The organism is Tepidimonas ignava (assembly GCF_004342625.1).
Taxonomy (GTDB): Bacteria; Pseudomonadota; Gammaproteobacteria; order Burkholderiales; family Burkholderiaceae_C; genus Tepidimonas; species Tepidimonas ignava.
The window spans coordinates 25,308-50,393 of record NZ_SMAH01000006.1; the positions used below are offsets into that span (position 1 = coordinate 25,308).

At 70.1% G+C, this 25,086-nt stretch carries 20 protein-coding genes and 1 pseudogene; 8 read left to right on the top strand and 13 right to left on the bottom strand.

The annotated features are described in order from the left end of the window. The first annotated feature begins 12 nt into the window (after positions 1-12). Both paaZ and pcaF read left to right on the top strand, forming a co-directional pair. Entirely contained in the window at positions 13-2,061 is a 2,049-nt protein-coding gene (gene paaZ / locus EDC36_RS05895; protein ID WP_185971209.1) for a phenylacetic acid degradation bifunctional protein PaaZ, read from the top strand. An 86-nt stretch (positions 2,062-2,147) separates the two neighbouring features. Further along, positions 2,148-3,350, top strand: a complete 1,203-nt coding sequence (pcaF, locus tag EDC36_RS05900; protein ID WP_132962328.1) for a 3-oxoadipyl-CoA thiolase — start codon at positions 2,148-2,150, stop codon at positions 3,348-3,350. Positions 3,351-3,547: 197 nt separating this feature from the next. Here pcaF and EDC36_RS05905 read toward each other — a convergent pair whose 3' ends face one another. The 10 genes from EDC36_RS05905 to argP form a co-directional block, all read right to left on the bottom strand. Further along, positions 3,548-4,750, bottom strand: coding sequence for a THUMP domain-containing class I SAM-dependent RNA methyltransferase (locus tag EDC36_RS05905; protein ID WP_132962329.1), 1,203 nt, complete (start codon positions 4,748-4,750; stop codon positions 3,548-3,550). Between the two features lie 6 nt (positions 4,751-4,756). Then, positions 4,757-6,337 carry an RNA polymerase factor sigma-54 gene (gene rpoN / locus EDC36_RS05910; protein ID WP_132962330.1) on the bottom strand — a complete coding sequence of 527 codons (1,581 nt, stop codon included), beginning with the start codon at positions 6,335-6,337 and terminating at the stop codon, positions 4,757-4,759. 2 nt (positions 6,338-6,339) lie between these two features. Further along, the gene (gene lptB / locus EDC36_RS05915) at positions 6,340-7,107 is read right to left on the bottom strand and encodes an LPS export ABC transporter ATP-binding protein (protein WP_132962331.1); all 768 of its coding nucleotides are present in this window, start codon (positions 7,105-7,107) and stop codon (positions 6,340-6,342) included. After that, the gene (gene lptA, locus EDC36_RS05920) at positions 7,104-7,721 is read right to left on the bottom strand and encodes a lipopolysaccharide transport periplasmic protein LptA (RefSeq protein WP_313905123.1); all 618 of its coding nucleotides are present in this window, start codon (positions 7,719-7,721) and stop codon (positions 7,104-7,106) included. The genes lptB and lptA overlap by 4 nt, the downstream gene beginning before the upstream one ends. 53 nt (positions 7,722-7,774) lie before the next feature. Beyond that, the gene (locus EDC36_RS05925) at positions 7,775-8,404 is read right to left on the bottom strand and encodes a thiol:disulfide interchange protein DsbA/DsbL (protein ID WP_132962333.1); all 630 of its coding nucleotides are present in this window, start codon (positions 8,402-8,404) and stop codon (positions 7,775-7,777) included. Positions 8,405-8,473: 69 nt separating this feature from the next. Next, positions 8,474-9,115: an SPOR domain-containing protein gene (locus tag EDC36_RS05930; protein WP_132962334.1), complete on the bottom strand. Its 642-nt coding sequence runs from the start codon at positions 9,113-9,115 to the stop codon at positions 8,474-8,476. A 23-nt stretch (positions 9,116-9,138) separates the two neighbouring features. Then, positions 9,139-10,812 carry an arginine--tRNA ligase gene (argS, locus tag EDC36_RS05935; RefSeq protein WP_132962335.1) on the bottom strand — a complete coding sequence of 558 codons (1,674 nt, stop codon included), beginning with the start codon at positions 10,810-10,812 and terminating at the stop codon, positions 9,139-9,141. A gap of 34 nt (positions 10,813-10,846) precedes the next feature. Next, on the bottom strand, positions 10,847-11,830 hold the full coding sequence (speB, locus tag EDC36_RS05940; protein ID WP_132962336.1) for an agmatinase: 984 nt from the start codon (positions 11,828-11,830) through the stop codon (positions 10,847-10,849). 44 nt (positions 11,831-11,874) lie between these two features. Then, positions 11,875-12,255, bottom strand: a complete 381-nt coding sequence (locus tag EDC36_RS05945) for a DUF2237 family protein (protein WP_132962337.1) — start codon at positions 12,253-12,255, stop codon at positions 11,875-11,877. A gap of 83 nt (positions 12,256-12,338) precedes the next feature. After that, entirely contained in the window at positions 12,339-13,241 is a 903-nt protein-coding gene (gene argP / locus EDC36_RS05950; RefSeq protein WP_132962338.1) for an HTH-type transcriptional regulator ArgP, read from the bottom strand. 129 nt (positions 13,242-13,370) lie between these two features. Between argP and EDC36_RS05955 the strand changes: the two genes are divergently transcribed. The 3 genes and pseudogenes from EDC36_RS05955 to EDC36_RS05965 all read left to right on the top strand — a co-directional run bounded on the left by EDC36_RS05955 (position 13,371) and on the right by EDC36_RS05965 (position 16,735). After that, complete coding sequence (locus EDC36_RS05955; protein WP_132962339.1) at positions 13,371-14,033, top strand: LysE/ArgO family amino acid transporter; 663 nt, start codon at positions 13,371-13,373, stop codon at positions 14,031-14,033. A gap of 78 nt (positions 14,034-14,111) precedes the next feature. Further along, a pseudogene (locus EDC36_RS05960) lies at positions 14,112-15,743 on the top strand (flavin monoamine oxidase family protein). Positions 15,744-15,901: 158 nt separating this feature from the next. Next, the gene (locus tag EDC36_RS05965; protein ID WP_165902822.1) at positions 15,902-16,735 is read left to right on the top strand and encodes a nitrilase-related carbon-nitrogen hydrolase; all 834 of its coding nucleotides are present in this window, start codon (positions 15,902-15,904) and stop codon (positions 16,733-16,735) included. Here EDC36_RS05965 and EDC36_RS05970 read toward each other — a convergent pair. From EDC36_RS05970 to EDC36_RS05980, 3 genes are all read right to left on the bottom strand, one after another. Then, a complete protein-coding gene (locus tag EDC36_RS05970; RefSeq protein WP_132962341.1) occupies positions 16,668-19,472 on the bottom strand; it encodes a bifunctional diguanylate cyclase/phosphodiesterase in 2,805 nt (934 codons plus the stop codon). The genes EDC36_RS05965 and EDC36_RS05970 overlap by 68 nt on opposite strands. A 2-nt stretch (positions 19,473-19,474) precedes the next feature. Then, entirely contained in the window at positions 19,475-20,296 is an 822-nt protein-coding gene (locus EDC36_RS05975) for a phosphate/phosphite/phosphonate ABC transporter substrate-binding protein (protein WP_165902823.1), read from the bottom strand. Between the two features lie 182 nt (positions 20,297-20,478). Further along, positions 20,479-21,462, bottom strand: coding sequence for a LysR family transcriptional regulator (locus tag EDC36_RS05980; RefSeq protein WP_132962343.1), 984 nt, complete (start codon positions 21,460-21,462; stop codon positions 20,479-20,481). 144 nt (positions 21,463-21,606) lie between these two features. Between EDC36_RS05980 and EDC36_RS05985 the strand changes: the two genes are divergently transcribed. From EDC36_RS05985 to hemB, 3 genes are read left to right on the top strand one after another with little or no spacing between them, the layout of a single operon-like run. After that, positions 21,607-23,835 (top strand): malate synthase G, encoded by a 2,229-nt coding sequence (locus EDC36_RS05985; protein WP_132962344.1) that lies wholly within the window; start codon positions 21,607-21,609, stop codon positions 23,833-23,835. Further along, positions 23,825-24,043: a cysteine-rich CWC family protein gene (locus EDC36_RS05990; RefSeq protein WP_132962345.1), complete on the top strand. Its 219-nt coding sequence runs from the start codon at positions 23,825-23,827 to the stop codon at positions 24,041-24,043. Before EDC36_RS05985 ends, EDC36_RS05990 begins: the two co-directional genes overlap by 11 nt. A 6-nt stretch (positions 24,044-24,049) precedes the next feature. Continuing rightward, complete coding sequence (gene hemB, locus EDC36_RS05995; protein WP_132962346.1) at positions 24,050-25,078, top strand: porphobilinogen synthase; 1,029 nt, start codon at positions 24,050-24,052, stop codon at positions 25,076-25,078. Positions 25,079-25,086: the final 8 nt, after the last annotated feature.

Sequence of the window (25,086 nt, forward strand, 5' to 3'; positions counted from 1 at the left end):
AACCCAGACCCTATGAGCACCATCCCCGTTTTGCAGAGCTACCTTGGCGGCCGCTGGCAGGGGGCGCAGCCGGCCCAGACGCTGGCCAGCGCCATCCACGGCCGCCCGGTGGCCGCCACCCACGCCGAGACCCTCGACTTTGCCGAGGCCCTGGCGCACGCCCGCCGCGCGCAAGGCGCGCTGCTGGCGCTGGACTTCCAGCAGCGCGCGCAGCGCCTCAAGGCGCTGGGCAAATACCTGATGGAGCACAAGGAGCAGCTCTACGCCTGGTCGGCCCACACGGGGGCGACGCGCAACGACGGCTGGATCGACATCGAAGGCGGCATCGGCACGCTGTTCGCCTACGCCAGCCTGGGCAGCAACGAGCTGCCCAGCGGCAACCTGCTGCACGAAGGCCCGGTGGTGCCGCTGGGCAAGCAAGGCCACTTTGCCGGCACGCACGTGCTGGTGCCGCGCGCGGGCGTGGCGGTGCACATCAACGCGTTCAACTTCCCCGTGTGGGGCCTGCTGGAAAAATTCGCCCCCACCTTTTTGGCGGGGATGCCCTGCATCGGCAAACCCGCCACCGCCACCAGCTACCTGACCGAAGCGCTGGTGCGCCTGATCGTCGCCAGCGGCCTGCTGCCCGAAGGCAGCCTGCAGCTCATCATCGGCGGCACGGGCGACTTGCTCGACCGCTTGCAGGAGCCAGACGTCGTCACCTTCACCGGCAGCGCCGACACCGCCGCGCGGCTGCGCGCCCACCCCAACCTGGTGCAGCGCAGCATCCCGTTCAACGCCGAGGCCGATTCGCTCAACAGCGCCATCCTGGCCCCCGACGTCACGCCCGACGACGAGGAGTTTGACCTCTACGTCAAGGAGGTCGTGCGCGAAATGACGGTCAAGGCGGGCCAAAAGTGCACCGCGATCCGCCGTGCGCTGGTGCCGCGCCGGCACCTGGACGCCGTGGCCGAGCGGCTGCGCGCCCGGCTGGCCAAGGTGGTGGTGGGCGACCCGGCGCTGCCCGAGGTGCGCATGGGCGCGTTGGCGTCGCGCGCGCAGCAGCGCGACGTGGCCGAGCGCGTGGCGCTGCTGCGCGCCGGCGCCGAGGTGGTGTGGGACGGCGGCCCCGACTTTGCGCCGCTGGGTGAGGGCACGGCCGACGGCGCCTTTTTCCCGCCGACGCTGCTGCTGGCGCGTGACCCGCACGCCCACGCCGCCGTGCACGAGGTCGAGGCCTTTGGCCCGGTGAGCACGCTGCTGCCCTACGACGACCTGGACGAGGCGCTGGCGCTGGCCGCGCGCGGGCGCGGCAGCCTGGTGGCCACGCTGGTCACACGCGACCCGCTGACCGCGGCGCGGGCGGTGCCGCTGGTGGCGGCCTGGCACGGTCGGTTGTTGGTGCTGGACCGCGAGGCGGCGCCCGAGTCCACCGGCCACGGCTCGCCGCTGCCGCACCTCAAGCACGGCGGCCCCGGGCGCGCCGGCGGCGGCGAGGAGCTGGGCGGCCTGCGCGCCGTCAAGCATTACCTGCAGCGCACGGCGGTGCAGGGCTCGCCGACGATGCTGGCGGCCATCAGCGGCGAGTACGTGCGCGGCGCCGCGCGCATCGAGACCGACGTGCACCCGTTCCGCCGGTACTTTGAAGACCTGCGCGTCGGTGAGAGCCTGCTGACGCACCGCCGCACCGTGACCGAGGCCGACATCGTCGCCTTTGGCGGCATCTCGGGCGACTACTTCTACATGCACTTCGACGACATCGCCGCCAAGGAGTCGCCGTTTGGGCGCCGCATCGCGCACGGCTACTTCGTGCTGTCGGCGGCGGCGGGCCTGTTCGTGTCGCCCGCGCCCGGGCCGGTGCTGGCCAACTACGGGCTGGACACGCTGCGTTTCGTCAAGCCGGTGGCCATCGGCGACACGATCCAGGCGCGCCTGACCTGCAAGCGCAAGATCGACCGCGCCAAGACCGACGCCCAGGGCCGCGGCCAAGGCGTTGTCGCCTGGGATGTGGAGGTGACCAACCAGCACGGTGAGCTGGTGGCCAGCTACGACATCCTGACCCTGGTGGCCAAACGCGCCTGAACGCCACCCGCGCGCCGGGCCGTGCGGCGCCGCTGCCCGGGCGCGGGTCGGTTTCCATCCTCCGTCCCCATGCCGAGATTCGAGCCATGACCCATGCCTTCATCTGCGACGCCATCCGCACCCCGATCGGCCGCTACGGCGGCGCGCTGTCCAGCGTGCGCACCGACGACCTGGCCGCCAAGCCCATCGAAGCGCTGATGGCGCGCAACCCTCGCGTCGATTGGGGCGCGCTGGGCGACGTCATCTACGGCTGCGCCAACCAGGCTGGCGAAGACAACCGCAACGTCGCCCGCATGGCGGCGTTGCTGGCGGGCCTGCCGGTGGAGGTGCCCGGCGCCACCGTCAACCGTTTGTGCGGTTCGGGCCTGGATGCGGTGGGCAGCGCCGCGCGCGCCATACGCTGCGGCGAAGCCGAGCTGATGATCGCCGGCGGTGTCGAGAGCATGAGCCGCGCGCCGTTCGTGATGCCCAAGGCGGAAACAGCCTTTGCGCGCACCACCGCGGTGTACGACACCACGATCGGCTGGCGCTTCGTCAACCCGCGCATGCAAGCCGCCTACGGCGTCGATTCGATGCCGGAGACCGCCGAAAACGTCGCCGCCGAATACGGCATCGCGCGTGAGGACCAGGACCGCTTTGCGCTGGCGTCGCAACGCAAAGCGCTGGCGGCGCAGCAAGCCGGGGTGCTGGCGCAGGAAATCGTGCCGGTGACGATCCCCGCCCGCAAGGGGGAGCCGACCGTGGTGGCGCACGACGAGCACCCGCGCGACACGAGCCTGGAGGCGCTGGCCAAGCTCAAAGGCGTGGTGCGACCCGACGGCACCGTGACGGCGGGCAACGCCAGCGGCGTCAACGACGGCGCCTGCGCGCTGCTGCTGGCCAGCGAAGCGGCGGCGGCGCGCCATGGCCTGACGCCGCGCGCGCGCGTGGTGGGCATGGCGGTGGCGGGGGTGCCGCCGCGCGTCATGGGCATCGGCCCGGCGCCGGCCACGCGCAAGGTGCTGGCGCTCACGGGCCTGACGCTGGACCAGATCGACGTCATCGAGCTCAACGAGGCCTTCGCGGCGCAGGCGCTGGCGGTGCTGCGCCTGCTGGGCTTGCCGGACGACGATGCGCGCGTCAACCCCAACGGCGGCGCGATCGCGCTGGGGCACCCGCTGGGCGCCAGCGGCGCCCGCCTGGTGACGACCGCGGTCAACCAGTTGCACCGCAGCGGCGGGCGCTACGCGCTGTGCACGATGTGCATCGGTGTGGGCCAGGGCATTGCGCTGGTGCTGGAGCGCGTGTGAAAAAAAGACCCCCGGGTGCGGATGCAACCGGGGGTTCAAGCCTTTTGCTGTCACACACAAAGGCACCCGCTCAGGGAGGAAAAGCGGGGAGGCGCGTAGGCCTCACTCGTTAATTTACCACAAGCTGACAGCGCTGCACAGCCCGGCGACAGGCGGTGTCGTATGATGGCAACAGTTCTGGCAGTACCATCCCGCGCTCAATCATTTTTAGCGTTTCTGGCCTGAAGGTCGAACCGCATCAGCCGGCACTCGATGGGGCCATTGAACAGCACGATGCGCCGGCTGGCCTGCAGACGTAGCCGCCGTGGCAGGTCGCGGTCGGCGCTGAGGATCCATGCGGTCCAGCCGCCCCAATGCGTCTTCCAGTGCGCGGCCAGGCGTTCGAAAAACACGTCCGCGCCCAGCGCGCCGGCCACCCCGGCCGCGCCGATGCGCTCGCCGTAGGGCGGGTTGAGCACCAACAGCCCCGGTGTGGACGTGGGGGGCTGGCGTTGCAGCGCGTCGCCGCCGCGCAGCTCCACCGCCGCGGCCACTCCGGCGCGCACGGCGTTGCGGCGCGCAAAGTCCACCATGCGAAAGGCCACGTCGCTGCCCCACGCGAGCGGGCCGCGACTGCCGTCCCACGCACGCTCGGCGGCGCGGGCGGCCTCGCGCAGCGCTTGCCAGCGCGCCGCGTCGTGCGGCAGCAGCCGCTCGAAGGCGAAACGGCGCGCACGCCCCGGGGCCATGCCAAGCGCGATCTGGGCCGCCTCGATGGGCAGCGTGCCGCTGCCGCAAAACGGGTCCACCAACGGCGGCGGGTCGCCCGCCGCGCAGGCCGCGGTGTAGCCCGTGGCCGCCAGCACCGCCGCAGCCAGCGTCTCCTTCAGCGGCGCGTCGCCTTTGTCCTCGCGCCAGCCGCGCTTGAACAGCGGCTCGCCCGAGGTGTCCAGCAGCAAGGTCAGCCGCTCGGCCTGCAGGTGCAGGTGCAGCCGCACGTCGGGCCGTGCGGTGTCGACGCTGGGGCGCGCGCCGCAGCGCTGGCGCAGGCGGTCGCACACCGCGTCTTTGACCCGCAGCGCGGCGAACTGCACGCTGCGCAGCGGGCTGCGCTGCGCGGTGACCTCGACCTTGATCGTGTGGCGGTGCGTGAACCAGTCTTCCCAGGGGACGCTGGCGGCGGCGGCGTAGACGTCGTCTTCGCTGCGGTAAGGGGCTTGGCCCAGTTGCACCAGCACGCGCTGGGCGATGCGGCTGTGCAGGTTCAGGCGCATCACCGCGTCCCAGTCGGCGCGCAGCGCCACGCCGCTGCGCTGCACGTCCAGCGCGGCCAGCGGCAGGCCGGTCAGGGTGGCGGTTTCGTGCGCCAGCAACTCGGCGGCGCCGCCCGGGGCGTTCAGGTACAGGTGGAGGGTGGACATGCAGCTTCAGCGCGCGCGGCGCAGCGTGGCGGTGGGGATGCGCAGCGCTTCGCGGTACTTGGCCACGGTGCGCCGCGCGCATTCGATGCCGTGCTCCTTGAGCCGCTCGGCGATCTGGGCGTCGCTCAAGGGGTGGGCCGGGTCTTCGTCGGCGATCATCTGACGGATGAGGGCGCGCACCGCGGTGCTGGAGGCGCCGTCGCCGCTGTCGGTGCCCAGCGCCGAGCCAAAGAAGTACTTGAGCTCGAAGGTGCCACGCGGCGTGGCCATGTACTTGGCGGTGGTGACGCGGCTGACGGTGGACTCGTGCAAGCCCAGCTCACTGGCGATGTCGCGCAGCACCAGCGGGCGCATGCCCACCTCGCCGTGCAAAAAGAAGCTGCGCTGCTGCTGCACGATGGCGCGCGCCACGCGCAGCAGCGTTTCGCCGCGTTGTTGCAGGTTTTTGATGAACCAGCGCGCTTCCTGCAGGCGCTGCTGCAGGTCGCCGTGGCGGTGCTGGCGCAGGGCGCGCGCGTAGGCGTCGTGGATGCGCAGGCGCGGCTGCACGGCGGGGTTGAGCTGCACCTCGAAGCGGGTGCCCTGCACCGTGACCAGCACGTCGGGCACGATGACCAGCCGCTCGGCGTCGGCAAAGCGCCGCCCCGGCTTGGGCTCCAGCTGCGCCAGGCGCTGCAGCCCGGCGCGCACCTCGTCGGGGGCCAATCCGGTGGCGCTGCCCAGGCGGCGCAGGTCGCGCCGCGCGATCCACTCCAGTGGCTGCGCGCACAGCGCCAGCGCGGCGCGGGCGGCGGGGTCGTCCGGGTGCTGGCGCAGCTGCAGGCGCAGGCATTCGGCCAGGTCGCGCGCGCCCACGCCCGGCGGATCCATCGCCTGCAGCCAGCCCAGCGCACGGCGCAGCAGCGCCAGCAGCGCCTCGGCCTGCTCGGGGTCGTCGTGGCCGGCGCGCGCCAGCAGCACCGCCGCCAGCGCTTCCAGCGGCTCGTCCAGGTAGCCGTCGTCGTTGAGCGATTCGATCAGGAAATGCAGCGCGGCGCGTTCCTCGGGGGTCAGGTGCAACGCCAGCGCCTGCGCGTGCAGGTGGTCCTGCAGGCGTTCGGGTTGGGGCGCGCGCTCGGCGGCGCCGGGCAGCTCGTCGTCGTCCCAGCGGCCGTCGCGGCCCGGCCCCGCGTCGGTGCTCACGGGGCCCGGCGCGGGGGCGTCGGCGTCGTCGTCGCGCCAGCCACCGCTGTCGTCGTCCAAGTGCGCGCTCCAGTCAGCCTCGGCCAGCGGCACGTCGGCCTCGATGACGCTGTAGCTGTCCAAGGGGTCGCCGGCTTCGCTGTCGGGCGACAGGGCGGCGCTGGCCGGCTCGGGGGCGTCGTCCGGGGCCTCCGACGCGAACTCCGGCGCGGCGGTGTCCGGCGGCGGGGCGTCGGGCGTGTCGTCGTCGGCCAGCTCCAGCAGCGGGTTGTCGGCCAGCATCTGCTCGACTTCCTGCGCCAGCTCCAGCGCCGACAGTTGCAGCAACCGCAGCGATTGTTGCAGCTGCGGTGTCAGGGTCAGTTGCTGCGCCATGCGCAGCCCAAGGGTGCCGCGCGTGGCCATGGCTACAGGCGGAAGTGTTCACCGAGGTACACGCGGCGCACCTCGGCGTTGTCGACGATGTGCGCGGGCGTGCCGTGCGCCAGCACCCGCCCTTCGCTGATGATGTAGGCGTGGTCGCAGATGCCCAGCGTCTCGCGCACGTTGTGGTCGGTGATCAGCACGCCGATGCCGCGTGCCTTGAGAAACCCGATGATGCGCTGGATGTCGATGACGGCGATGGGGTCGACGCCGGCAAACGGCTCGTCCAGCAGGATAAAGCGTGGCTGCGCCGCCAGCGCGCGGGCGATTTCGACCCGCCGCCGCTCGCCACCGGACAGCGCCGGCGCCGGCACGTCGCGCAGGTGGTCCACGTGCAGCTCCGCCAGCAACGTGTCCAGCCGCTGGCGCAGCTCGGCCTCGGGCAGCGGACGGCCGGCGGCGTCGCGCTGCAGTTCCAGCACCGCGCGCACGTTTTGCTCCACCGTCAGCTTGCGAAAAATCGACGCTTCTTGCGGCAGGTAGCCCAACCCCAGCCGCGCGCGTCGGTGGATGGGCAGGTGTTGCACCGGCTGGTCGTCGATCCAGATCTGCCCGGCGTCGGCGCGTACCAGCCCGACGATCATGTAAAACGAGGTCGTTTTGCCCGCGCCGTTGGGGCCCAGCAGCCCCACCACTTCGCCGGCGCGCACCTGCAGCGAGACGTCGTGCACGACGGTGCGCGCGCGGTAGCGTTTGCGCAGGCCCTGCACGCGCAGCAGCGAGGCGGCGCCGTGGTTGGGCGGGCTGCTCATGGGCGGCGCTCCGGCGCGGTGCTGGGTTGCAGCGCGGGCGGGGCGACGCCGCTGGGCGCGGGTTGTTGCGCGGCCACGTCGGCGCTGCGCGGGGTCAGGGTGGCGCGCACCCGCGCCCCGCTGCCACCGCTGGCGGGCGCACCGTCGACGCTGAAGGTCTGGGCGCGGTTGTCGTACACGATGACGGCGCCGCTGCTGCGGTCGGCCAGCACGGTGCCACGGTAGCGGCGCAGCTCGGCGTCGCCACGCAGCGTCACGCGGTCGGCGGCGCCGTCGTACTCGATGCGCTGCGCCTCGCCCTCGATCCATTCATCGACGCCTTCGCGCTTTTGGCGGTAAAACGCCCGCTGGCCGGGGGCGCCCAGCGCCACGCCGTGCTGCAGGCCTTGGTCGTCCTGGCGCACTTCCACCTGCTGGGCGCGGATGCGGATCGTGCCTTTGCTGATGGCGACGTTGCCGCTGAACAGGCTGACGCGGCGCGCTTCGTCGTAGCGCAGCGCGTCGGCTTCGATGTGCATCGGGGCCTGGCGGTCGGCCAGCTCGGCGTGGGCGCTGCAAACGGCGCACAAGGCCAGCAGCACGAGCCAGCGGTGTGGCGGTGGCACGGTGGGCACGGTTTTTGCTCCTCGGTCGTGGCCGACCGATTGTGCCATGCCCGCCGGGGCCATCAAGCCTGCCGCACGCGCGCGATCAGGGCGTCGGCGATGATGAGGGTGCGCTCGGCCTGGCCGGGCACCAGGTAGCGCCCGGCGATGCCCAGCGACGGGGTGGCGTCGACCTCGTACGCGTCTTGCAACTGCAGCGCCCGCTTGACCTTGCCGCTGACGCCAAAGGACTGCCACGTCTGCGTGAACGCCTGGCGGTCCACGCCGCGGCGCGCGGCCCAGTCGGCGGCCACCTCCAGCCCGTTGAAGCGCACGCGCTCGTCATGAAAGGCTTTGAAGGCGGCCTCGTGCAGGTCGCCCAGGCGGCCCAGCGCCTCCAGCGTGTAGTACAGGCGTTGCAGCGGCTCGAAGGCGGCGTTGAAGCCCACCGGCACGCGCCGCACCACGATTTCCTTGGGCAGTTTGCGCATCCACGCGGTCATCAACGGCTCGAAGCGGTAGCAGTGGATGCAGCTGTAAGAGAAGAACTCCAGCACCTCCACCTGCCCAGGGCCGGTGTCCACCGGCACCGGTTTGCCCAGGGCGCGGTAGTCGGTGCCTTCGCGCAGGTTGGCCGATTGGGCCCAGGCCAGCGGGGCGGCGGCCAGCGCGGCGCCAGCCAGGGTGTAACGGTGAAAGTCGCGTCGCTGCATGGTGGTTGAGGCGGTAGCTTCGATGGTAGTGTTGGAGCACGCCGGGCGCGCGCAGGTTCCGCCGCGCTTTTAGCGCTGCACGCGCACCAGCGCCGTTTCGAACTGCTTGCCGCGCAGTTTTTCCTGCATCAGCTCGGCGTCGACCTTGGTGTTGAACGGCCCCAGGCGCACACGCCAGACGCGCTGGCCGCCCTGCTCGCGCTCGCTGACCTTGGCATCGAAGCCCTGCAGCGCCAGCCGCGCGCGCTGCGCCTCGGCTTCGTCGGCGGAGCGAAACGCCCCCACCTGCACGTAGTACACAAACGGGTCGGCCGCTGCGGCGGCGCTGCCGCCGTCACCCTGGGTGCGCTGGCGGATCAATTCGGCGATGGGGTCGCGGGTGGCGTCGGTCGCCGGCGCGCCAGCGTTGTCGGGAGCGGGGCCGGAGGGGGTGTCGGTGGGCGCATCGGCCGGGGCGCTGGCCGCGGGTTTGGCGTTGCTCAACCCCGCGTTGGGGTTCCAGCCGCGCAGACGCTCGGCTTCGGTGTCGGGCTGGATGGGCTTGCGCTGCACGCCGCGGTCCACCAGTGGGATGGGCACTTTGGTCACGTACACGGCCACCGCCAACGCGGCGGCGACGCCCACCAGCAGGCCGAGGAAAAACCCCAGCAGCGTGCCGCCGCGGGTGCGTTGGGGGCCATGGACGTGGGGGCGCGGGTGGACGCGTGGCATGGCGGTCGTTTCCTTGCGAAGGCTCACATCGAACGCGGGGCGCTGACGCCCAGCAGCCCCAGGCCGGTGCGCAGCACCTGCGCGGTGGCCGCCACCAGCGCCAGACGGGCCAGGCGGGTCGGCTCGTCGTCCACCAGGATGCGCTCGGCATCGTAGTAGCGGTGGTAAGCGGCGGCCAGCTCACGCAGGTAAAACGTCACGTCGTGCGGGGCGAAGTCGGCCGCCGCCGCCGCCATCACCTGCGGCCAGCGCGCCAGCTCCAGCATCAAGGCTTGCGCAGGCGCGCTGGCCAGCGCGTCCAGCGCCACGTCGGCCAGCGTGGCCTCGTCGCCGCCCCACTGCGCCAGCACCGAGCAGATGCGCGCGTGCGCGTACTGCACGTAGTACACCGGGTTGTCGTTGTTTTGCTGGATGGCCAGGTCGACGTCGAAGGTGTACTCGGTGTCGGGCTTGCGGCTGAGCAAAAAGAAGCGCACCGCGTCCTTGCTGGTCCACTCGATGAGGTCGCGCAGCGTCACGTAGCTGCCGGCGCGCTTGCTGATCTTGACCTCTTGCCCGCCGCGCACCACGCGCACCATGGTGTGCAGCACGTAGTCGGGGTAGCCCTGGGGGATGCCGAGGCCCAGCGCCTGCAGCCCGGCGCGCACGCGCGCGATGGTGCCGTGGTGGTCGGTGCCCTGGATGTTGATGGCTTTGGCAAAGCCGCGCTCCCACTTGGTGACGTGGTAGGCCACGTCCGGCACGAAGTAGGTGTAGCTGCCGTCGGACTTGCGCATCACGCGGTCTTTGTCGTCGCCCCAGGTGGTGGTGCGCAGCCACAGCGCGCCGTCGGCCTCGTAGGTGTGGCCGGATTCGATGAGCCGCTGCACCGTCTGCGCCACGCGCCCGCTGCTGTACAGGCTGGACTCGAGGTAGTACTGGTCGAAGCGCACCTCAAACGCTTTGAGGTCCAGGTCCTGCTCGCGGCGCAGGTAGGCCACCGCAAAGTCGCGGATGCCGTCCCAGTCCTCGGCGTCGCCGCTGGCGGTGACGGTGCGATCCGCCGCCTGCACGGTGGCGCGCGCCAGGAACGCGTCGGCAATGTCCTGGATGTAGTCACCGTTGTAGGCCGCTTCGGGCCAGCCGGGGTCGCCGGGCTTGAGGCCGCGCGCGCGCGCCTGCACCGAGCGCGTGAGGTTGTCGATTTGTGCGCCAGCGTCGTTGTAGTAAAACTCGCGGTGCACCTGCCAGCCTTGCGTTTGCAGCAGGTTGCAAATGGCGTCGCCCAGCGCGGCTTGGCGCCCGTGGCCGACGTGCAGCGGCCCGGTGGGGTTGGCCGAGACGAATTCGACGATGACGCGTTCGCCGCGGGGCGGCTGGCAGCCCCAGCGCGGGCCCTCGCGCAAAATCTCGCGCACCGTTTGCTGTTTGGCCTGCGGCTTGAGGCGCAGGTTGATGAAGCCTGGGCCGGCGATGTCCAGCGCCGCCACCCAGCGGGCGAACGCGGGGGTGTCTTGCAGCCGCTGCACCAGGGTTTGCGCCAGCGCGCGCGGTGGCGTGCCCAGCGGTTTGGCCAGTTGCAGCGCGGCCGTGATGGCCAGGTCGCCGTGCGCGGCGACTTTGGGTTGTTCGAAGGCGGCGCGCTGGCCCGCGCCCGGGTGCAGGGCGTCAAGCGTGTCGGCCAGCGCCGCCAGCAGTTCGTTGTGGACGTGCAGCATGGGGGCCGATTGTAGGCCGCCCCCCGTGGGGCGTTCAGCCGCGCGCGCGGCGCTGCGCCGCCAGCACGCACAGCAGGTCGCACGCCACGTGGGCCGCGGCCAACGCGGTGATGTCGGCGTGGTCGTACGGCGGAGCCACTTCCACCACGTCCATGCCCGCCAAATGCAGCGGCACCAGCCCGCGCACGATGTGCAGCGCCTGCGCGCTGCTCAACCCCCCGGCCACCGGCGTGCCCGTGCCAGGCGCATGCGCGGGGTCCAGGCAGTCGATGTCGAAGGTCACGTAGGCTGGACGGTCGCCGACGATGGCCAGCACCTGTTGCAGCGTCCAGTCGGCGCCGCGCGCGTGCACCGTGGGCGCGTCCAGGACGTGCAGGCCCATGAAGTCGTCGTTCCAGGTGCGGATGCCGATTTGCACCGAGTGCGCGGGGTCGATCAGCCCTTCGCGCACCGCCTTGTAAAACATCGTGCCGTGGTTGAGCGCGTCGGGGCTGTCGTCAGGCCAGGTGTCGCAGTGGGCGTCGAAGTGGATCAACGCCAGCGGCTGACCCAACCGCTCGGCGTGGGCCTGCAGCAGCGGGTAGGTGATGAAGTGGTCGCCGCCGAAGGTCAGCATGCGCGCGCCGCTGGCCAGGATGCGCCGCGCGTGGTCGCGGATCGCGCCGGGCACGGTGTGCGGGTGGTGCGGGTCGAGCCAGCAGTCGCCCGCGTCCACGACCGCCAGCGTCTCGAACGGGTCGAACCCCCATGGGAAGGGTTTGAGTTCGGCCAGTTGCACGCTGGCGGCCCGGATGGCCGCTGGTCCCAGCCGCGCGCCGGGGCGGTAGGTGGTGGCGATGTCCAGCGGCACGCCGCTGACGACGACGTCGGCGCCGGCCAGCTCGCGCGTGTAGGTTCGGCGCATGAAACTGAGCACGCCCGCGTAGGTCATCTCGGGCCACGAGCCGTGCAGGCCCGGGCGACGGATCGCGCCATCGCCAGCCAGCGGCGCTTCGGTGGGGGGCGGTGAGGTCTCCATCGCCGCCATGCTAGCGCAACGGCGGCGCCTGCGCGGGGCCGCCTTCAGGTGCCGGCCGGGTGCCAGGCGTGGGCCTGCAGCTCGGCCAGGCTGACCACCTGCAGCGCGGCTTCGTGCGTGGCTTCGAGGATCACCGGCGGGGCCACGCCCGCTTGCAGCGCCTCTTTCCAGCGCAGCGCGCACAGGCACCAGCGGTCGCCCGGCTTCAGGCCGGCGAAGCGCCATTCGGGCCGTGGGGTGATGAGGTCGTTGCCACGCTCGCGCGAAAACGCCAGGAACTCGGCCGTCACCTTGGCGCAGATGACGTGACGGCCCGCATCGTGCGGGCCGGTGTGGCAGCAGCCATCGCGAAAATAGCCCGTCAGCGGGTCGTAGGAACACGCGCGCAGCGGGCCACCCAGAACGTTGCGGGCGGTGGTGTCCATGGTCGCAGGCTCCATCGGGGGCACGGTGTACAGCACGCATGCTAGCGGCCCTTGGCAAGCCCGTGTGGGGCCTGGGGGCGCCATCACCCCATGGTCAGCAGGCAGGCGCGGGCGGCGTCGCGGATCGCGCGCGTGAGGCGCTGCGCGGTGGGCGGCTCGCGCTCCCAATGCTGCCAGTACAACGCCACGTCCACCACCGCGCCGGGCACCACCTCCACCAGATCGGGCCGGCCCGCGCGGGCCTGCAGGTGCATCTGCGGCACCATGCCCCAGCCCAGGCCCAGCTCGATGGCGCGCTCGAACGCGTCCACCGCGGGCATGAAGTGACGCGGGTAGCGCGCGCCCTTGAGGCCAAAGTGCTGTGCCAACCACACGTCTTGCAGCGCGTCCTTGCGGTTGAAGATGACCGCCGGCAGCGCCAGCAGCCGGTGCGGGGTGACGCGCCCCTGTGGGGTGCGCGCGCGTGCGGCCAGCGCCGGCGTGGCCACGCAGTGGTATCGCATCACGCCCAGCGGTTCGGCCACGCAGCCGCGCATGGCGTCGGCGCGTGTGGTCACGCAGCCGATCACGGTGCCGTTTTTGAGCAGCTCGTGCGTGTGGTCCTGGTCGTCGATGGTCAAGTCCAGCAGCAGGCGCTGGCGCTGCAACAAGGCGGCCACGCCCGGCAAAAACCAGGCGGCGGCCGAGTCGGCGTTGATCGCCACCGGCACGCTCTGCCAGCGCTGGCCGGCGCTGCCGGCGAGGCGCTCCAGCAAATCGGCCTCCATCAGCCGCACCTGCTTGATGTGCGCCAGCAGCGCCTGCCCGGCGGGCGTGGCGCGCACCGTTTTACCGCGCACCACCAGCCGCTGGCCGAGCTGCGCCTCCAGCGCCTTGACGCGCAGCGACACCGCGGCCACCGTCAGCGCCAGCGCCTGCGCGGCGGCGGTGAAGCTGCCGTGCTCGACCACGGCGGCCAGGGCCTCGAGTTGGCGTGCATCCAGCATGGCCGTAGTTTAGTAAAACTTGAGGCGTTCGATTGATTGTCAAAAAGGTTTAATCAAAAGCTCCGTGCGGCGACACTGCGGACGCGGCGGCCACAGCGGCCGCCCTCGTCGTCACCAGGAGCACACACGATGACCAGCTTCACCACCGCCCTGCCCGGGCTGGCCGCCCCGGGCTTCACCGCCGGCATGGTGATGAGCCTGTCGCTCATCATGGCCATTGGCCCGCAAAACGCGCACGTGATCCGCACCGGGCTGCAACGCCAGCACCTGTGGCTGACGGTGCTGACCTGCGCCGTGGCCGACATCGTGCTGATCGCGCTGGGGGTGGCGGGGCTGGCGCAGCTGGGGGGGCTGTCCGACAAGCTGCACGGCGCGCTGATCGGCGCGGGCGTGTTGTTCCTGCTGGTGTACGGCTGGCAAGCCGCGCAACGTTTTTGGCACGGGCCGGCCGCCGGGCCGGCGCTGGCGGCTGGCACGGGGGCGGCCGCGCGGCCGCTGACGCGCCGCCAGGCCGTGCTGCAGGCGCTGGCGTTTTCGTGGCTCAACCCGCACGCCTGGCTGGACACGGCGGTGCTGATTGGCACCGCCTCGCTGGCCTGGGGGCCGCAGCAGCCGGTGTTCGGGCTGGGGGCGGCGGCGGGGTCGGTGCTGTGGTTTGTGTTGCTGGGCGGCGCGGCGTTTTGGCTCGGGCGGCGGCTGAATTCGCTGCGCGTGTGGCGCGCGCTGGACGGTTTGGTGGCGCTGATGATGTGGGGCACCGCGGCAGCCCTGCTGCTCAGCCTGGTCGAGTGAAGGTGTCGCGAGGAGGCAGCCATGACCCAACCCAACGTGCGCGCGCCCGCGCGGCGCGCGGCCAACGCCCCGATCACGATGTTCGGGCCGGACTTTCCGTTTGCCTACGACGACTGGCTGGCGCACCCGGCGGGGCTGGGCGTGCTGCCGCCCAGCCGCCACGGCACCGAAGTGGCCATCGTCGGCGCCGGCATGGCCGGCTTGACCGCCGCCTACGAGCTGATGAAGCTGGGCCTCAAGCCCGTGGTGTATGAAGCATCGCGCATGGGCGGGCGGCTGCGCTCGCAGCCATTCGAAGGCGGCAGCGGTGCGATCGCCGAGCTGGGCGGCATGCGTTTTCCACTGTCTTCGACGGGCTTTTACCACTATGTGCGGCTGCTGGGCCTGCCAAGCCGCCCGTTTCCCAATCCGCTGACGCCGGCGGCCAACTGTACCGTCATCGACCTGGAAGGCTAAACCCACTGGGCGCGCACGATCGACGACCTGCCGCCGCTGTTCCAAGAGGTGGCGCAGGCCTGGAGCGACGCGCTGGAGGAGGGCGCGGGCTTCACCGCGCTGCAGACGGCCATGCGCCAGCGCGACGTCGAGCGCGTCAAGGCGCTGTGGAACGCGCTGGTGCCGCGCTGGGACGACCGCACCTTCTACGACTTCGTCGCCCAGTCCAGCGCCTTCAAACGCCTGAGCTTTCACCACCGCGAGGTCTTCGGGCAAGTCGGGTTTGGCACCGGCGGCTGGGACTCGGACTTCCCCAACTCGATGCTGGAAATCCTGCGTGTGGTGTTGACCGGCTGCGATGAGAACCAGCACTACATCGTCGGCGGCGTGCAGCAGGTGCCGCTGGGGCTGTGGCAACACGCGCCGCAGAATGTCGTCCACTGGCCGCGCGGCACTACGCTGGCCAAACTCCACCACGGTGCGCCGCGCCCGGGGGTGCGCGCCCTGCAGCGCGCCAGCAACGGCCAGATCGAGGTGACCGACGCCTGGGGCAGCACACGTCGCTACGACGCCGTCCTCGTCACCTGCCAGAGCTGGCTGCTGACCACCCAGATTGCCTGCGAAGAGTCGCTGTTTTCGCAAAAACTCTGGATGGCGTTGGACCGCACGCGCTACATGCAGTCCTCCAAGACCTTCGTGATGGTGGATCGCCCGTTCTGGAACGACCTGCGCGCCAACGGCTGACCGGTCATGGGCATGACGCTGACCGACCGGCTCACACGCGGCACCTATCTGTTCGACAACGGAGCGGACAAGCCCGGTGTCATCTGCCTGTCTTACGCCTGGATGAGCGACGCGCTGAAAATGCTGCCCTACGACAGCGCCAAGCGCGTGCAGCTGGCGCTCGATGCCCTGCGCAAGATTTATCCCGACGTGGACATCGCCAGCCACATCATCGGCGACCCCATCACCATCTCGTGGGAGGCCGACCCCCACTTTCTGGGCGCGTTCAAAGGCGCGCTGCCCGGCCACTACCGCTACAACCACCGCATGTACGGCCACTTCATGCAAGACGCCCTGCCCGAGCGCGAGCGCGGTATTTTTCTGGCGGGCGACGATATTTCGTTCACCCCGGCGTGGGTGGAGGGGGCGGTGCAGACGGCGCTCAATGCCGTCTGGGCCATCGTGCGCCACCTGGGCGGCGCCAGCCACCCCGACAATCCCGGCCCTGGTGAGTGGTATCCCCACATCGGACCGGTGGCGCTGCCGGATTGATGGCCCGTGCGCCGGGTACCGCCCCGGTCGCTGGGGTGCGGCGGTATGCGATGCCGGCTGGTGCCGATGCGCGTTCGTGCCCAGCCGCGCGCATGGCCTGCCGTCGGCACCGCCCCGCACGGGCCGGCGCGCTGGTCTTGGCGCTAAGCTATGTGCCCATGAATGCGTTGGATTCGATCGTCTCAGCTACATCGGCACCCGCTGAATCGGCGACGACGCCGTTGCGCGTGGCGCTGTGGCAAACCGCCCTGGCGCCCGCCGGCGACACCGCCGCTGCCTTGCAACGCCTGGCCGCCGCGGCGCAGGAGGCAGCCGCGCGCGGCGCGCACTGGCTCATCACGCCCGAGATGGCGCTGACCGGCTACCTGATCGACCCTGCCCAGGTGCGCGCGCTGGCCGAGCCGGCCGACGGGCCCTTGGCCCAGGCGGTGGCGGCTCTGGCGTGCCAGCATCGCATCGGCATCGCCTATGGTTGGCCCGAGTGGCACCCGGGTGGTGCCGCGCCCTACAACGCGGTGCAGGCCATCGCCCCAGACGGTGCGCGCGTGGGGCGGCATCGCAAAGTCCATCTGTTCGGGCGCGGTGACGCCGAGCGCTTCAGCGCGGCCGAAGCCGTGGCGCCACCGTTTCCGTTCAACGGCTGGTGCATCGGCTTGCTCATTTGCTACGACGTCGAGCAGCCGGCGGTCGTGCGCGCGCTGGCGCAACAGGGCGCGCACGTGATATTCGCGCCCACCGCCAATATGCTGCCCTACGATGATGCGCCGCTGCTGACGGTGCCGCGGCTGGCGGCGGAAAACGGCGTGGCCATCGCCTACGCCAACGCCTGTGGCGCGGAAGGCGCCACCGTGTATGGCGGCCTGAGCACGGTGTGCGGCCCGGGGGGCGACGTCATCGCGCGCGCCGGGCGGGGTGAGGCGTTGCTCATGGCGACGCTGCCGGCGCGCGGGCTGGGGCCGGATCGGTCGACGCCCGCTGCAGCCGCTCGATGAGGTCGCCAGCAGGCTCCGGGCGACCCAGCAGGTAGCCCTGGATCGTCCGGCAGCCATGTGTGCGCAGCCACTCGAGTTGTGACTCAGTCTCCACCCCTTCGGCTACCACCTCGAGCTCCATTTCTTGCGCCAAAAGCAAAATCGTTTTGGTCAGCGCCGCGTCGTTGCTGTCGTCGGGCAGCCCAGCGATGAAGCTGCGGTCGATCTTGATTTCGGACAGCGGCAGCCGTTTCAAATAGGCCAGGGATGAGTAGCCTGTGCCGAAATCGTCGATCGAAAAACGCACACCCAGCGCCTTGAGCTCGATCATGCGGGCGGCGGCTTGGGCGGGGTCATGCAGCAGCACGTTTTCGGTGATTTCCAGCACCAGCCGGCCGGCGTCGGCGCCGCTGTGCGCCAAGGTCTGGCGGACGCGCTGAGGAAAATCCGGTTGCACGAATTGCCGTGGGCTGATGTTGACGGCGATACGCAACGGCACACCAAGCTCGTCACAGCGCGCGAGCCACTGGGTGGCTTCACCCAGCACCCATTGACCGATGTCATCGATGAGGCCGGAACTTTCGGCCAGCCAGATGAAGGCCGCCGGCGGCACCCAGCCGCGTTTGGGGTGCTGCCAGCGCAGCAAGGCTTCGGCCCCGACCACACGACCCAGGGGATCGCACTGCGGTTGCAGGTACAGTCGAAACTGGCCCGTTTGCAGGGCTTCGCGCAAGTCGGCCTCCAACGCCAAGCGCGCCTCGCTTTCCGCCTGCATCGAAGGTTCGAAAAAGCGCACGGTGCTGCGTCCCTCGGCTTTGGCCCGGTACATGGCGGTGTCGGCGCGCCGCAGCAGGGTTTCGGCATCGGCCTCGCGGTCGGGGAACAGCGCGATACCGATGCTGGTGGTCACCGTCACCAAGCGCTCCGATTGTGGCAGCGCATACGGCTGCGCCAACACCGCCGCAAGCTTGTCGGCCACCCGACGCGCTGCGCTGGCGGCAACGCTGAGGTCACGGTCCAGCTCGGGTAGCAAGACCAAAAATTCGTCACCCCCCATGCGCGCCGCGGTATCGGTTTCGCGCACATTTTGCTGCAGGCGTTGGGCCACTTCGCGCAGTACGGCGTCCCCTGCACCATGGCCCAAGCCGTCGTTGATCTTTTTGAAGTGGTCGAGATCGACGAACAGCAATCCGCCGTGGCAGCCGTCGCGTTGGGCACTGGCCAGGGCGCGCCCCAGCCGGTCCAGCAGCAAGCGGCGATTGGCCAACCCGGTGAGTGGGTCGTAGAAGGCCAGTTGCTCGATTTCACGCAGGGCCTCGCGCCGCTCCGTGACGTCGAGATGGGTGCCCGTAATGCGCAGTGGGCGTCCGTCGGCAGCGCGTGCCGTCACCCGCCCGCGCGACAGAATCCAGCGCCAGCCCCCGCGCTTGGACCGCATGCGAAATTCGGCCTCGTACTGCTCGCTGTCACCGCGCAGGTGCGCCTGCAGCGCGCGCTGCGCGATCGGCAGATCGTCGGGATGGACCAATTGCTCCCAGGCTTGGGTGTCGCGGGTGGGGATTTCGTCGAGCGCGTAGCCCAGTATTGCCGCCCAACGCTGGTCCACCACCAGGCGATCGGTGGTCAGGTCGCGGTCCCACAGACCCAGATCCGCGCCCTTGAGCGCCAGCGCCAGGCGGGTGCGCTCGGCTTCCAGATCGGCGCGCAGCTGATAGGCTTCGCTGACATCCCGAAACACCATCACCACGCCAAACAATTCGCCTTCGGCGTCGCGTACCGGCGCGGCACTGTCGGCGATGTGCAAGCGGCGGCCATCGCGCGCGATCAATACCGTGTGGTTGGCCAACCCCACGATCTTCCCCGTTTCGATGACACGGCCGACCGGGATTTCCGCCGGCTCGCCGGTGAGCGCGTTTTCCAAGCGCAGCACATTGGCAATGCTTTGCCCAGTGGCTTCAGCGGCGCTCCAGCCCGTCAGTGCCTCGGCCACTGGGTTCAGGTAGGTGATCCGCATGACGCGGTCGGTGGCGATCAAGCCATCGCCGATCGACTGCAAGATGGCTTGGACTTCGCCGCGGCTGGCCGACAGGGCTCGTACTTCGTGCTCGACGCGGCGCGCCATGTGGTTGAAGTCGGCCGCCAGGCGTCCGATCTCGTCGTTGCCGCGGTCGTCACAGCGCGCATCGAGCTGTCCGGCGGCGATCGCGTCGGCGGTGTGGCGCAAGCGCGCCAGTCGCGCGGCCAGCGCCTGCGCATAGGCACGCAACACCCACAGGCCACTGAGCAGCACCACGATGGCGCCACCCAACATGGCATAGGCGGTGCGCTGCCACAGCTCCTGCAGCGGCAGCGCGGAAAAACGCACCTCGACCCGACCGACCACGGCGCCACTGGCCTGCAGCGCAAACCCGTGCGATGGGTCTGCAGTCCCTGAGGCAAGCGACCCCGCTTCCACCACTGCATTGCCGTCAGTGGTGTAGATGGTCAAGCCTTGGATGGCTGCGCTTTCGACGAGCGCTTGCGCCGTCTCCCGCACCGAGGCGTAATCACGCTCGATCATGGGCGCCACCAGAGCCCCCGTGAGCAAAGGCTGCAAGACGGCCAGTAGGCGCTTCTGGTTTTCCGTTTCGGCCCAGCGCATCAGCACCAGCAGCCACACGCTCAACAGCAACACGCCGGCGCAAAACGTGGCCCCGACGAGCAGGAACAGCTGCTGGCGAATCGGTGACCGAAACAGCCAACGGGGGCGCTGCGCCACGATCACGACCCCCGGCCGAGCTGGCGGTACATCTCCACCACCAAAGGATCCAGCGCCTCCAACTCGGCCTTGCGTGCCGGTACCAGGCCGCCGTGGCCCAAGGCATCGATGAACGCGCGTCCGGCGGGCTCGTCGGCGAAGCTCAGCAAGGCTTGCGTCAGCGCCGACGCCCGATGCGCCCAGCGCGGCGCAGCGTGATAGACCACCGCCGACAAGCCCTCGGGCAATTGCGCCAGCACGCGCACCTGGCGACGCAACAGCTCGTCGACCTGTTTGAGCGTGGTCACCGACACGATCGCAACCTGTGCCTGCCCCGTTGCCAGCCAATGCAGGGAGTTGGCGTGGGTGCCGCTCTCGACGACACGAAAATCGCTGTCTGGCGTCAGCCCCAGGTCGCGCAGCGCGCGCAAGCCCAGCACGGACAGGGCTGCCAGGCGATCCGTCACCGCCAAGGTGCGGCCACGCACTGCCCGCACCACATCGGTGTCCGGCGCATTGGCCGCCACCACCAACAGGGGTTGCAGGGCAGCGCGCGTACGCACCAGCGGTACGTGGCCCAGCTCGCGTTGCGCCAACCGGGCCAGAAACAGCGAATCGGCAACGATGTCGTACGAGCCTGCGCGCAGACGTTCCAAATGTTGCGCGTAGCCAGGTGCCGACGCGAATTCCGGTTCGCTACCCAATACGCGCCCCAACACGGGCAGCAGCGGGCTGTAGAGCTGGGCCAGCCGACGCGCGGGCAAGTACGGCACCACCCCGAAGACCGGGCGCGTCTGCGCGTGTAGCCCGGGCGCCCAGGCGCCGCAGACGGCCGCAAAAAGCATGTGTCGGCGGGATAAAGAGGACATAAACATCACGCATCCTGGGGGCCATGCAGACGCGACGCACGCGCGGTTCAGCGTTTGCTGATTCAATGATAGCGGCATCGGACCCGTGCCGGAAATGCGAGCCTGATACCGGGTCTGTGAGTTAGATCCAACGGTGTGAGAGCCAACGGTGTGCCGTTTCAGGCGTGTGCGGAGCCGGCGGGCGCAAGCACGTCCCGCCGTATGTGTTCGGATGCGACCGACGCACGCCCCCAGAACTCTGCCCGAGCATAGTGTTCCTTCAAAAAGTCGATCCAGGCGCGCACGCGCTGCGGCAGGTGGCGCGCGCTGGGGAAGACGGCGTAGATGCCGTTGGGTGGGGCGGCGTAGTCGTCCAGCACGCTGAGCAGGCGGCCGGCGTCGATGTCGGCCTGTACCTCCCAGGTACTGCGCCAGGCCAGGCCCAGCCCGGCCAGGCACCACTGGTACAGCACCTGTCCGTCGCTGCAGTCCAGTGGGCCGCGCGGGCGCACGAACATCGGTTCGCGGCGGCCGTTGCCGCTGGGTACGCTGAAGGCCCAGCCGCGCGTTTGCGAGGCGTCCGACGACAGCACCAGGCAGTCGTGTTGCAGCAGATCGCGCGGGTGCCGCGGGGTGCCGCGGCGTTGTAAGTAGGCGGGGATGGCCACGACCAAGCGCCGGTTGTCGGCCAGCCGCACGCTCACCAGGCTGGAGTCGGGCAGGTCGCCCACGCGCACGGCACAGTCGTAGCCTTCGGCCACCAGGTCCACCACGCGGTCGCTCAGGTTGAGTGAGATGGTGACGTCGGGGTGGCGGGCGCGAAAAGCGGGCACCAGGGGGGCGACGTGTTGGCGCCCGAAGCCGGCCGGCGCCGTGATGCGCAGATGTCCGCGCACGCTGTGCCCGCCGGCGCTGATGTTGGCTTCGGCTTGGGCCAGTTCGGCCAGCAGGCGCTGGCAGTCTTCCAGATAGGTGCTGCCTTCGGGTGTGAGGGTGAGGCGGCGCGTGGTGCGCACCAGCAATTTCACGCCCAGGTGCTCTTCCAGGGCGTCGAGCCGGCGCCCGATGATGGCCGGCACCACCCCTTCGGCGCGCGCGGCGGCGGCCAGACTGCCGCGCGTGGCCACAGTGACGAAGGTCTCCATCGCTTTGAGGCGATCCATGGGCTCATTATGAAAGAAAAAGTCATCACTGAGTCGGCTTTGATGGGCTCGATCATGACGCCCGATTGCCGTATATTGCCCGCTTCTCCATTGGGGCCGAGCCCGGCTCGGCCGCGCCCAAACACGACAGGAGCACGATCGATCATGACCACCCCGCGCATCACGGTGGGCCGCCTGCAGGTGGCCGAGGTGTTGTACCGTTTCATTGAGGACCAGGTGCTGCCCGGCACGGGCATCGACTCCGCGCGTTTTTGGGCGGGGTTCGACGCCATCGTGGCCGATTTGGCGCCGAAGAACCGCGCCTTGTTGGCCGAGCGCGACCGCTTGCAGGCCGAGCTGGACAAGTGGCACAGCGCCAATCCGGGGCCGATTCAAAACCCGGTGGCGTACCGGCAATTTCTGGAGACGATCGGGTACCTGGTGCCGCCGCCCGGCCCGGTGCAGGTGACGACGGCCAATGTGGATACCGAGCTCGCCGCCCAGGCGGGTCCGCAGTTGGTGGTGCCGATTCTGAATGCGCGTTATGCGCTCAACGCCGCCAATGCCCGCTGGGGCAGTCTGTACGACGCGCTCTATGGCACCGACGTCATTGCCGAGGACGACGGCTGCGCCAAAGGGCCGGGCTACAACGAAAAGCGTGGCGCCAAAGTGATTGCGTACGCGCGCGGGGTGCTGGATCAGGCGGCGCCCTTGGCCCAGGGCTCGCATGCCCAGGCCAGCGGTTACGCGGTGGTGGACGGTGCCTTGCGCGTCACCCTCCAGGGCGGGGCGGTCACGGGTCTGAAGGATCCGGCGCAGTTCGTCGGCTACCAGGGGCCGGCGACGGCGCCGTCGGCGGTGCTGCTGCGCCACCATGGGTTGCATCTGGACATCCGCATCGACCGCACGCACCCGATCGGAGCGACCGACGCCGCCGGGGTGTGTGACGTGGTGGTGGAGGCCGCGCTGTCCACCATCCTGGACTTGGAGGATTCGGTGGCCGCGGTGGACGCCGAAGACAAGGTGCTGGGCTACCGCAACTGGCTCGGCATGATGCAGGGCTGGCTGACCGAATCGTTCGACAAGGGCGGGCGGACGCTGACGCGCGGCCTGCACGGCGACCGCCGCTACACGGCGCCCGACGGGCGCGGGGAGGTCGTGCTGCCGGGCCGCTCGTTGCTGTTCGTGCGCAACGTCGGCCACCTGATGACCAACCCGGCCATCCTGTACACCGACGCCGAGGGCACGGTGCGCGAGATTCCGGAGGGCATCATGGACGCGGTGGTGACGACCACCATTGCGCTGCATGACTTGAAGGGCCATGGCAAGCTGCCCAGCGGCGAGCCGATCCGCAACAGCCGCACCGGCAGTATCTACATCGTCAAGCCCAAGATGCATGGCCCGCGCGAAGTGGCCTTCGCCGCCGAGCTGTTCGGGCGTGTCGAGCAGCTGCTGGGGCTGCCGGACAGCACGGTCAAGCTCGGCATCATGGACGAGGAGCGCCGCACCAGCGTCAATCTGAAGGCGTGCATCGCGGCGGCGGCCAGCCGGGTGGCGTTTATCAACACGGGATTCCTGGACCGCACCGGCGACGAGATCCACACCGCGATGCTGGCTGGCCCGATGATCCGCAAGAACGACATGAAGGCCAGCGCCTGGATCCAGGCCTACGAGCGCAACAACGTGCTGGTGGGCCTCAAGTGCGGGCTGCGCGGGCGCGCGCAGATCGGCAAGGGCATGTGGGCGATGCCGGACCTGATGCGCGCGATGCTGGAGCAAAAAATCGCCCACCCCAAGGCCGGCGCCAACACCGCGTGGGTGCCCAGCCCCACCGCGGCCACGCTGCACGCGCTGCACTACCACCAGGTGGATGTGGCGGCGGTGCAGCAAGAGCTGGAGCGCATCGACGCCGATGCCGAGCGCGACACCTTGCTGACCGGTTTGCTGACCGTGCCGGTGGCGTCCAACCCCAACTGGAGCGAGGCCGACAAGCAGGCCGAGTTGGACAACAACATCCAAGGCATCCTGGGCTACGTGGTGCGTTGGGTGGACCAGGGCATTGGCTGCTCCAAGGTGCCCGACATCAACGACGTGGGCCTGATGGAGGACCGTGCCACGCTGCGCATCAGCAGCCAGCACGTGGCCAACTGGCTGCACCACGGCGTGGTGACGCCCGAGCAGGTGCGCGCCACCTTCGAGCGCATGGCGCGCAAGGTGGACCAGCAAAACGCCGGCGACCCCAACTACCGCCCGATGGCGCCCAACTTCGAGGCCAGCATGGCCTTCCAGGCGGCGCTTGATCTGGTGTTCAAGGGCAAGGAGCAGCCCAGCGGTTACACCGAGCCGCTGCTGCACGCCTGGCGCCAAAAGGTCAAAGCGGCTCGTGGAGCCTGAGGTCGACCCCACCCGCTGCCCGTTGTGCGGCGGGCCCAACGGTTGCGCGCTGGAGGCGCAGCGCGCCAGCGGCCAAGCGCAGCCGCCGTGTTGGTGCACGCGTGTGGCGTTCGACGCCGAGCTGCTGGCGCGCGTGCCCACGCCCGCCCGTGGGCGCGCGTGCATCTGCCCGCGGTGTGCGCAGGCGTGCGCGAGCGCGTCACAATAGCGGGTTATGAACGTGCCCAGTCCCACCGCCGGCCACCCGGCTCCGTACCCGCTGTCGCGTCCGCGCCGTCTGCGGCGCGATGTCTTCACCCGCAACCTGGTGCGTGAGCACCACCTGACGGTGCATGACCTCATTTACCCGGTGTTCGTGCTGGACGGCCAGGGCCGGCGCGAGCCGGTGGCCTCGATGCCCGGGGTGGAGCGTCTCAGCCTGGACCAGTTGCTGCCGGTGGCGCAGGAGTGCGCCGACCTGGGCATCCCGGTCATGGCGCTGTTTCCGGTCATCGACCCGGCGCTCAAAACCCCCGACGGGCGCGAAGCGTGGAACCCCGACGGCTTGATTCCGCGCGTGGTGGCCGAGCTCAAGGCGCGCGTGCCGAACCTTGGCATCATGACCGACGTGGCGCTGGACCCTTACACCAGCCACGGTCAGGACGGCTTGCTCGACGACACCGGCTACATCGTCAACGACGCCACCGTCGAGGTGCTGGTCAAGCAGGCGCTGGTGCAGGCCGCCGCGGGCGTGGACATCGTCGCGCCCAGCGACATGATGGACGGCCGCATCGGCGCGATCCGCCAGGCGCTGGAAGCGCGCGGCCATGTGCACACGCGCATCATGGCCTACAGCGCCAAGTACGCCAGCGCCTTTTACGGGCCGTTTCGCGACGCCGTGGGCAGCGCGGCCAACCTGGGCAAGGCCGACAAAAAGGTTTACCAGATGGACCCGGCCAATTCCGACGAGGCGCTGCGTGAAGTCGCCTTGGACCTGGCCGAAGGTGCCGACATGGTGATGGTCAAGCCTGGCATGCCGTACCTGGACGTGGTGCGCCGCGTCAAGGACGAATTCAAGGTGCCCACCTTCGCCTACCAGGTCAGTGGCGAGTACGCGATGCTCAAGGCCGCGGCGGCCAACGGCTGGCTGGACCACGACGCGGTGATGATGGAGAGCCTGCTGGCGTTCAAGCGCGCCGGCGCCGACGGGGTGCTGACCTACTTCGCCCGCGACGCCGCCCGCAAGCTGGTGGCCCAGGGCTGAGCGTGGAC

Bases quoted from the DNA above. Each gene is read 5' to 3' on its own strand.
- paaZ (WP_185971209.1), top strand. From the start codon at position 13: ATGAGCACCATCCCCGTTTTGCAGAGCTACCTTGGCGGCCGCTGGCAG.
- pcaF (WP_132962328.1), top strand. From the start codon at position 2,148: ATGACCCATGCCTTCATCTGCGACGCCATCCGCACCCCGATCGGCCGC.
- EDC36_RS05905 (WP_132962329.1), bottom strand. From the start codon at position 4,750: ATGTCCACCCTCCACCTGTACCTGAACGCCCCGGGCGGCGCCGCCGAG.
- rpoN (WP_132962330.1), bottom strand. From the start codon at position 6,337: ATGGCCACGCGCGGCACCCTTGGGCTGCGCATGGCGCAGCAACTGACC.
- lptB (WP_132962331.1), bottom strand. From the start codon at position 7,107: ATGAGCAGCCCGCCCAACCACGGCGCCGCCTCGCTGCTGCGCGTGCAG.
- EDC36_RS05925 (WP_132962333.1), bottom strand. From the start codon at position 8,404: ATGCAGCGACGCGACTTTCACCGTTACACCCTGGCTGGCGCCGCGCTG.
- EDC36_RS05930 (WP_132962334.1), bottom strand. From the start codon at position 9,115: ATGCCACGCGTCCACCCGCGCCCCCACGTCCATGGCCCCCAACGCACC.
- argS (WP_132962335.1), bottom strand. From the start codon at position 10,812: ATGCTGCACGTCCACAACGAACTGCTGGCGGCGCTGGCCGACACGCTT.
- speB (WP_132962336.1), bottom strand. From the start codon at position 11,830: ATGGAGACCTCACCGCCCCCCACCGAAGCGCCGCTGGCTGGCGATGGC.
- EDC36_RS05945 (WP_132962337.1), bottom strand. From the start codon at position 12,255: ATGGACACCACCGCCCGCAACGTTCTGGGTGGCCCGCTGCGCGCGTGT.
- argP (WP_132962338.1), bottom strand. From the start codon at position 13,241: ATGCTGGATGCACGCCAACTCGAGGCCCTGGCCGCCGTGGTCGAGCAC.
- EDC36_RS05955 (WP_132962339.1), top strand. From the start codon at position 13,371: ATGACCAGCTTCACCACCGCCCTGCCCGGGCTGGCCGCCCCGGGCTTC.
- EDC36_RS05965 (WP_165902822.1), top strand. From the start codon at position 15,902: ATGAATGCGTTGGATTCGATCGTCTCAGCTACATCGGCACCCGCTGAA.
- EDC36_RS05975 (WP_165902823.1), bottom strand. From the start codon at position 20,296: ATGCTTTTTGCGGCCGTCTGCGGCGCCTGGGCGCCCGGGCTACACGCG.
- EDC36_RS05980 (WP_132962343.1), bottom strand. From the start codon at position 21,462: ATGGATCGCCTCAAAGCGATGGAGACCTTCGTCACTGTGGCCACGCGC.
- EDC36_RS05985 (WP_132962344.1), top strand. From the start codon at position 21,607: ATGACCACCCCGCGCATCACGGTGGGCCGCCTGCAGGTGGCCGAGGTG.
- hemB (WP_132962346.1), top strand. From the start codon at position 24,050: ATGAACGTGCCCAGTCCCACCGCCGGCCACCCGGCTCCGTACCCGCTG.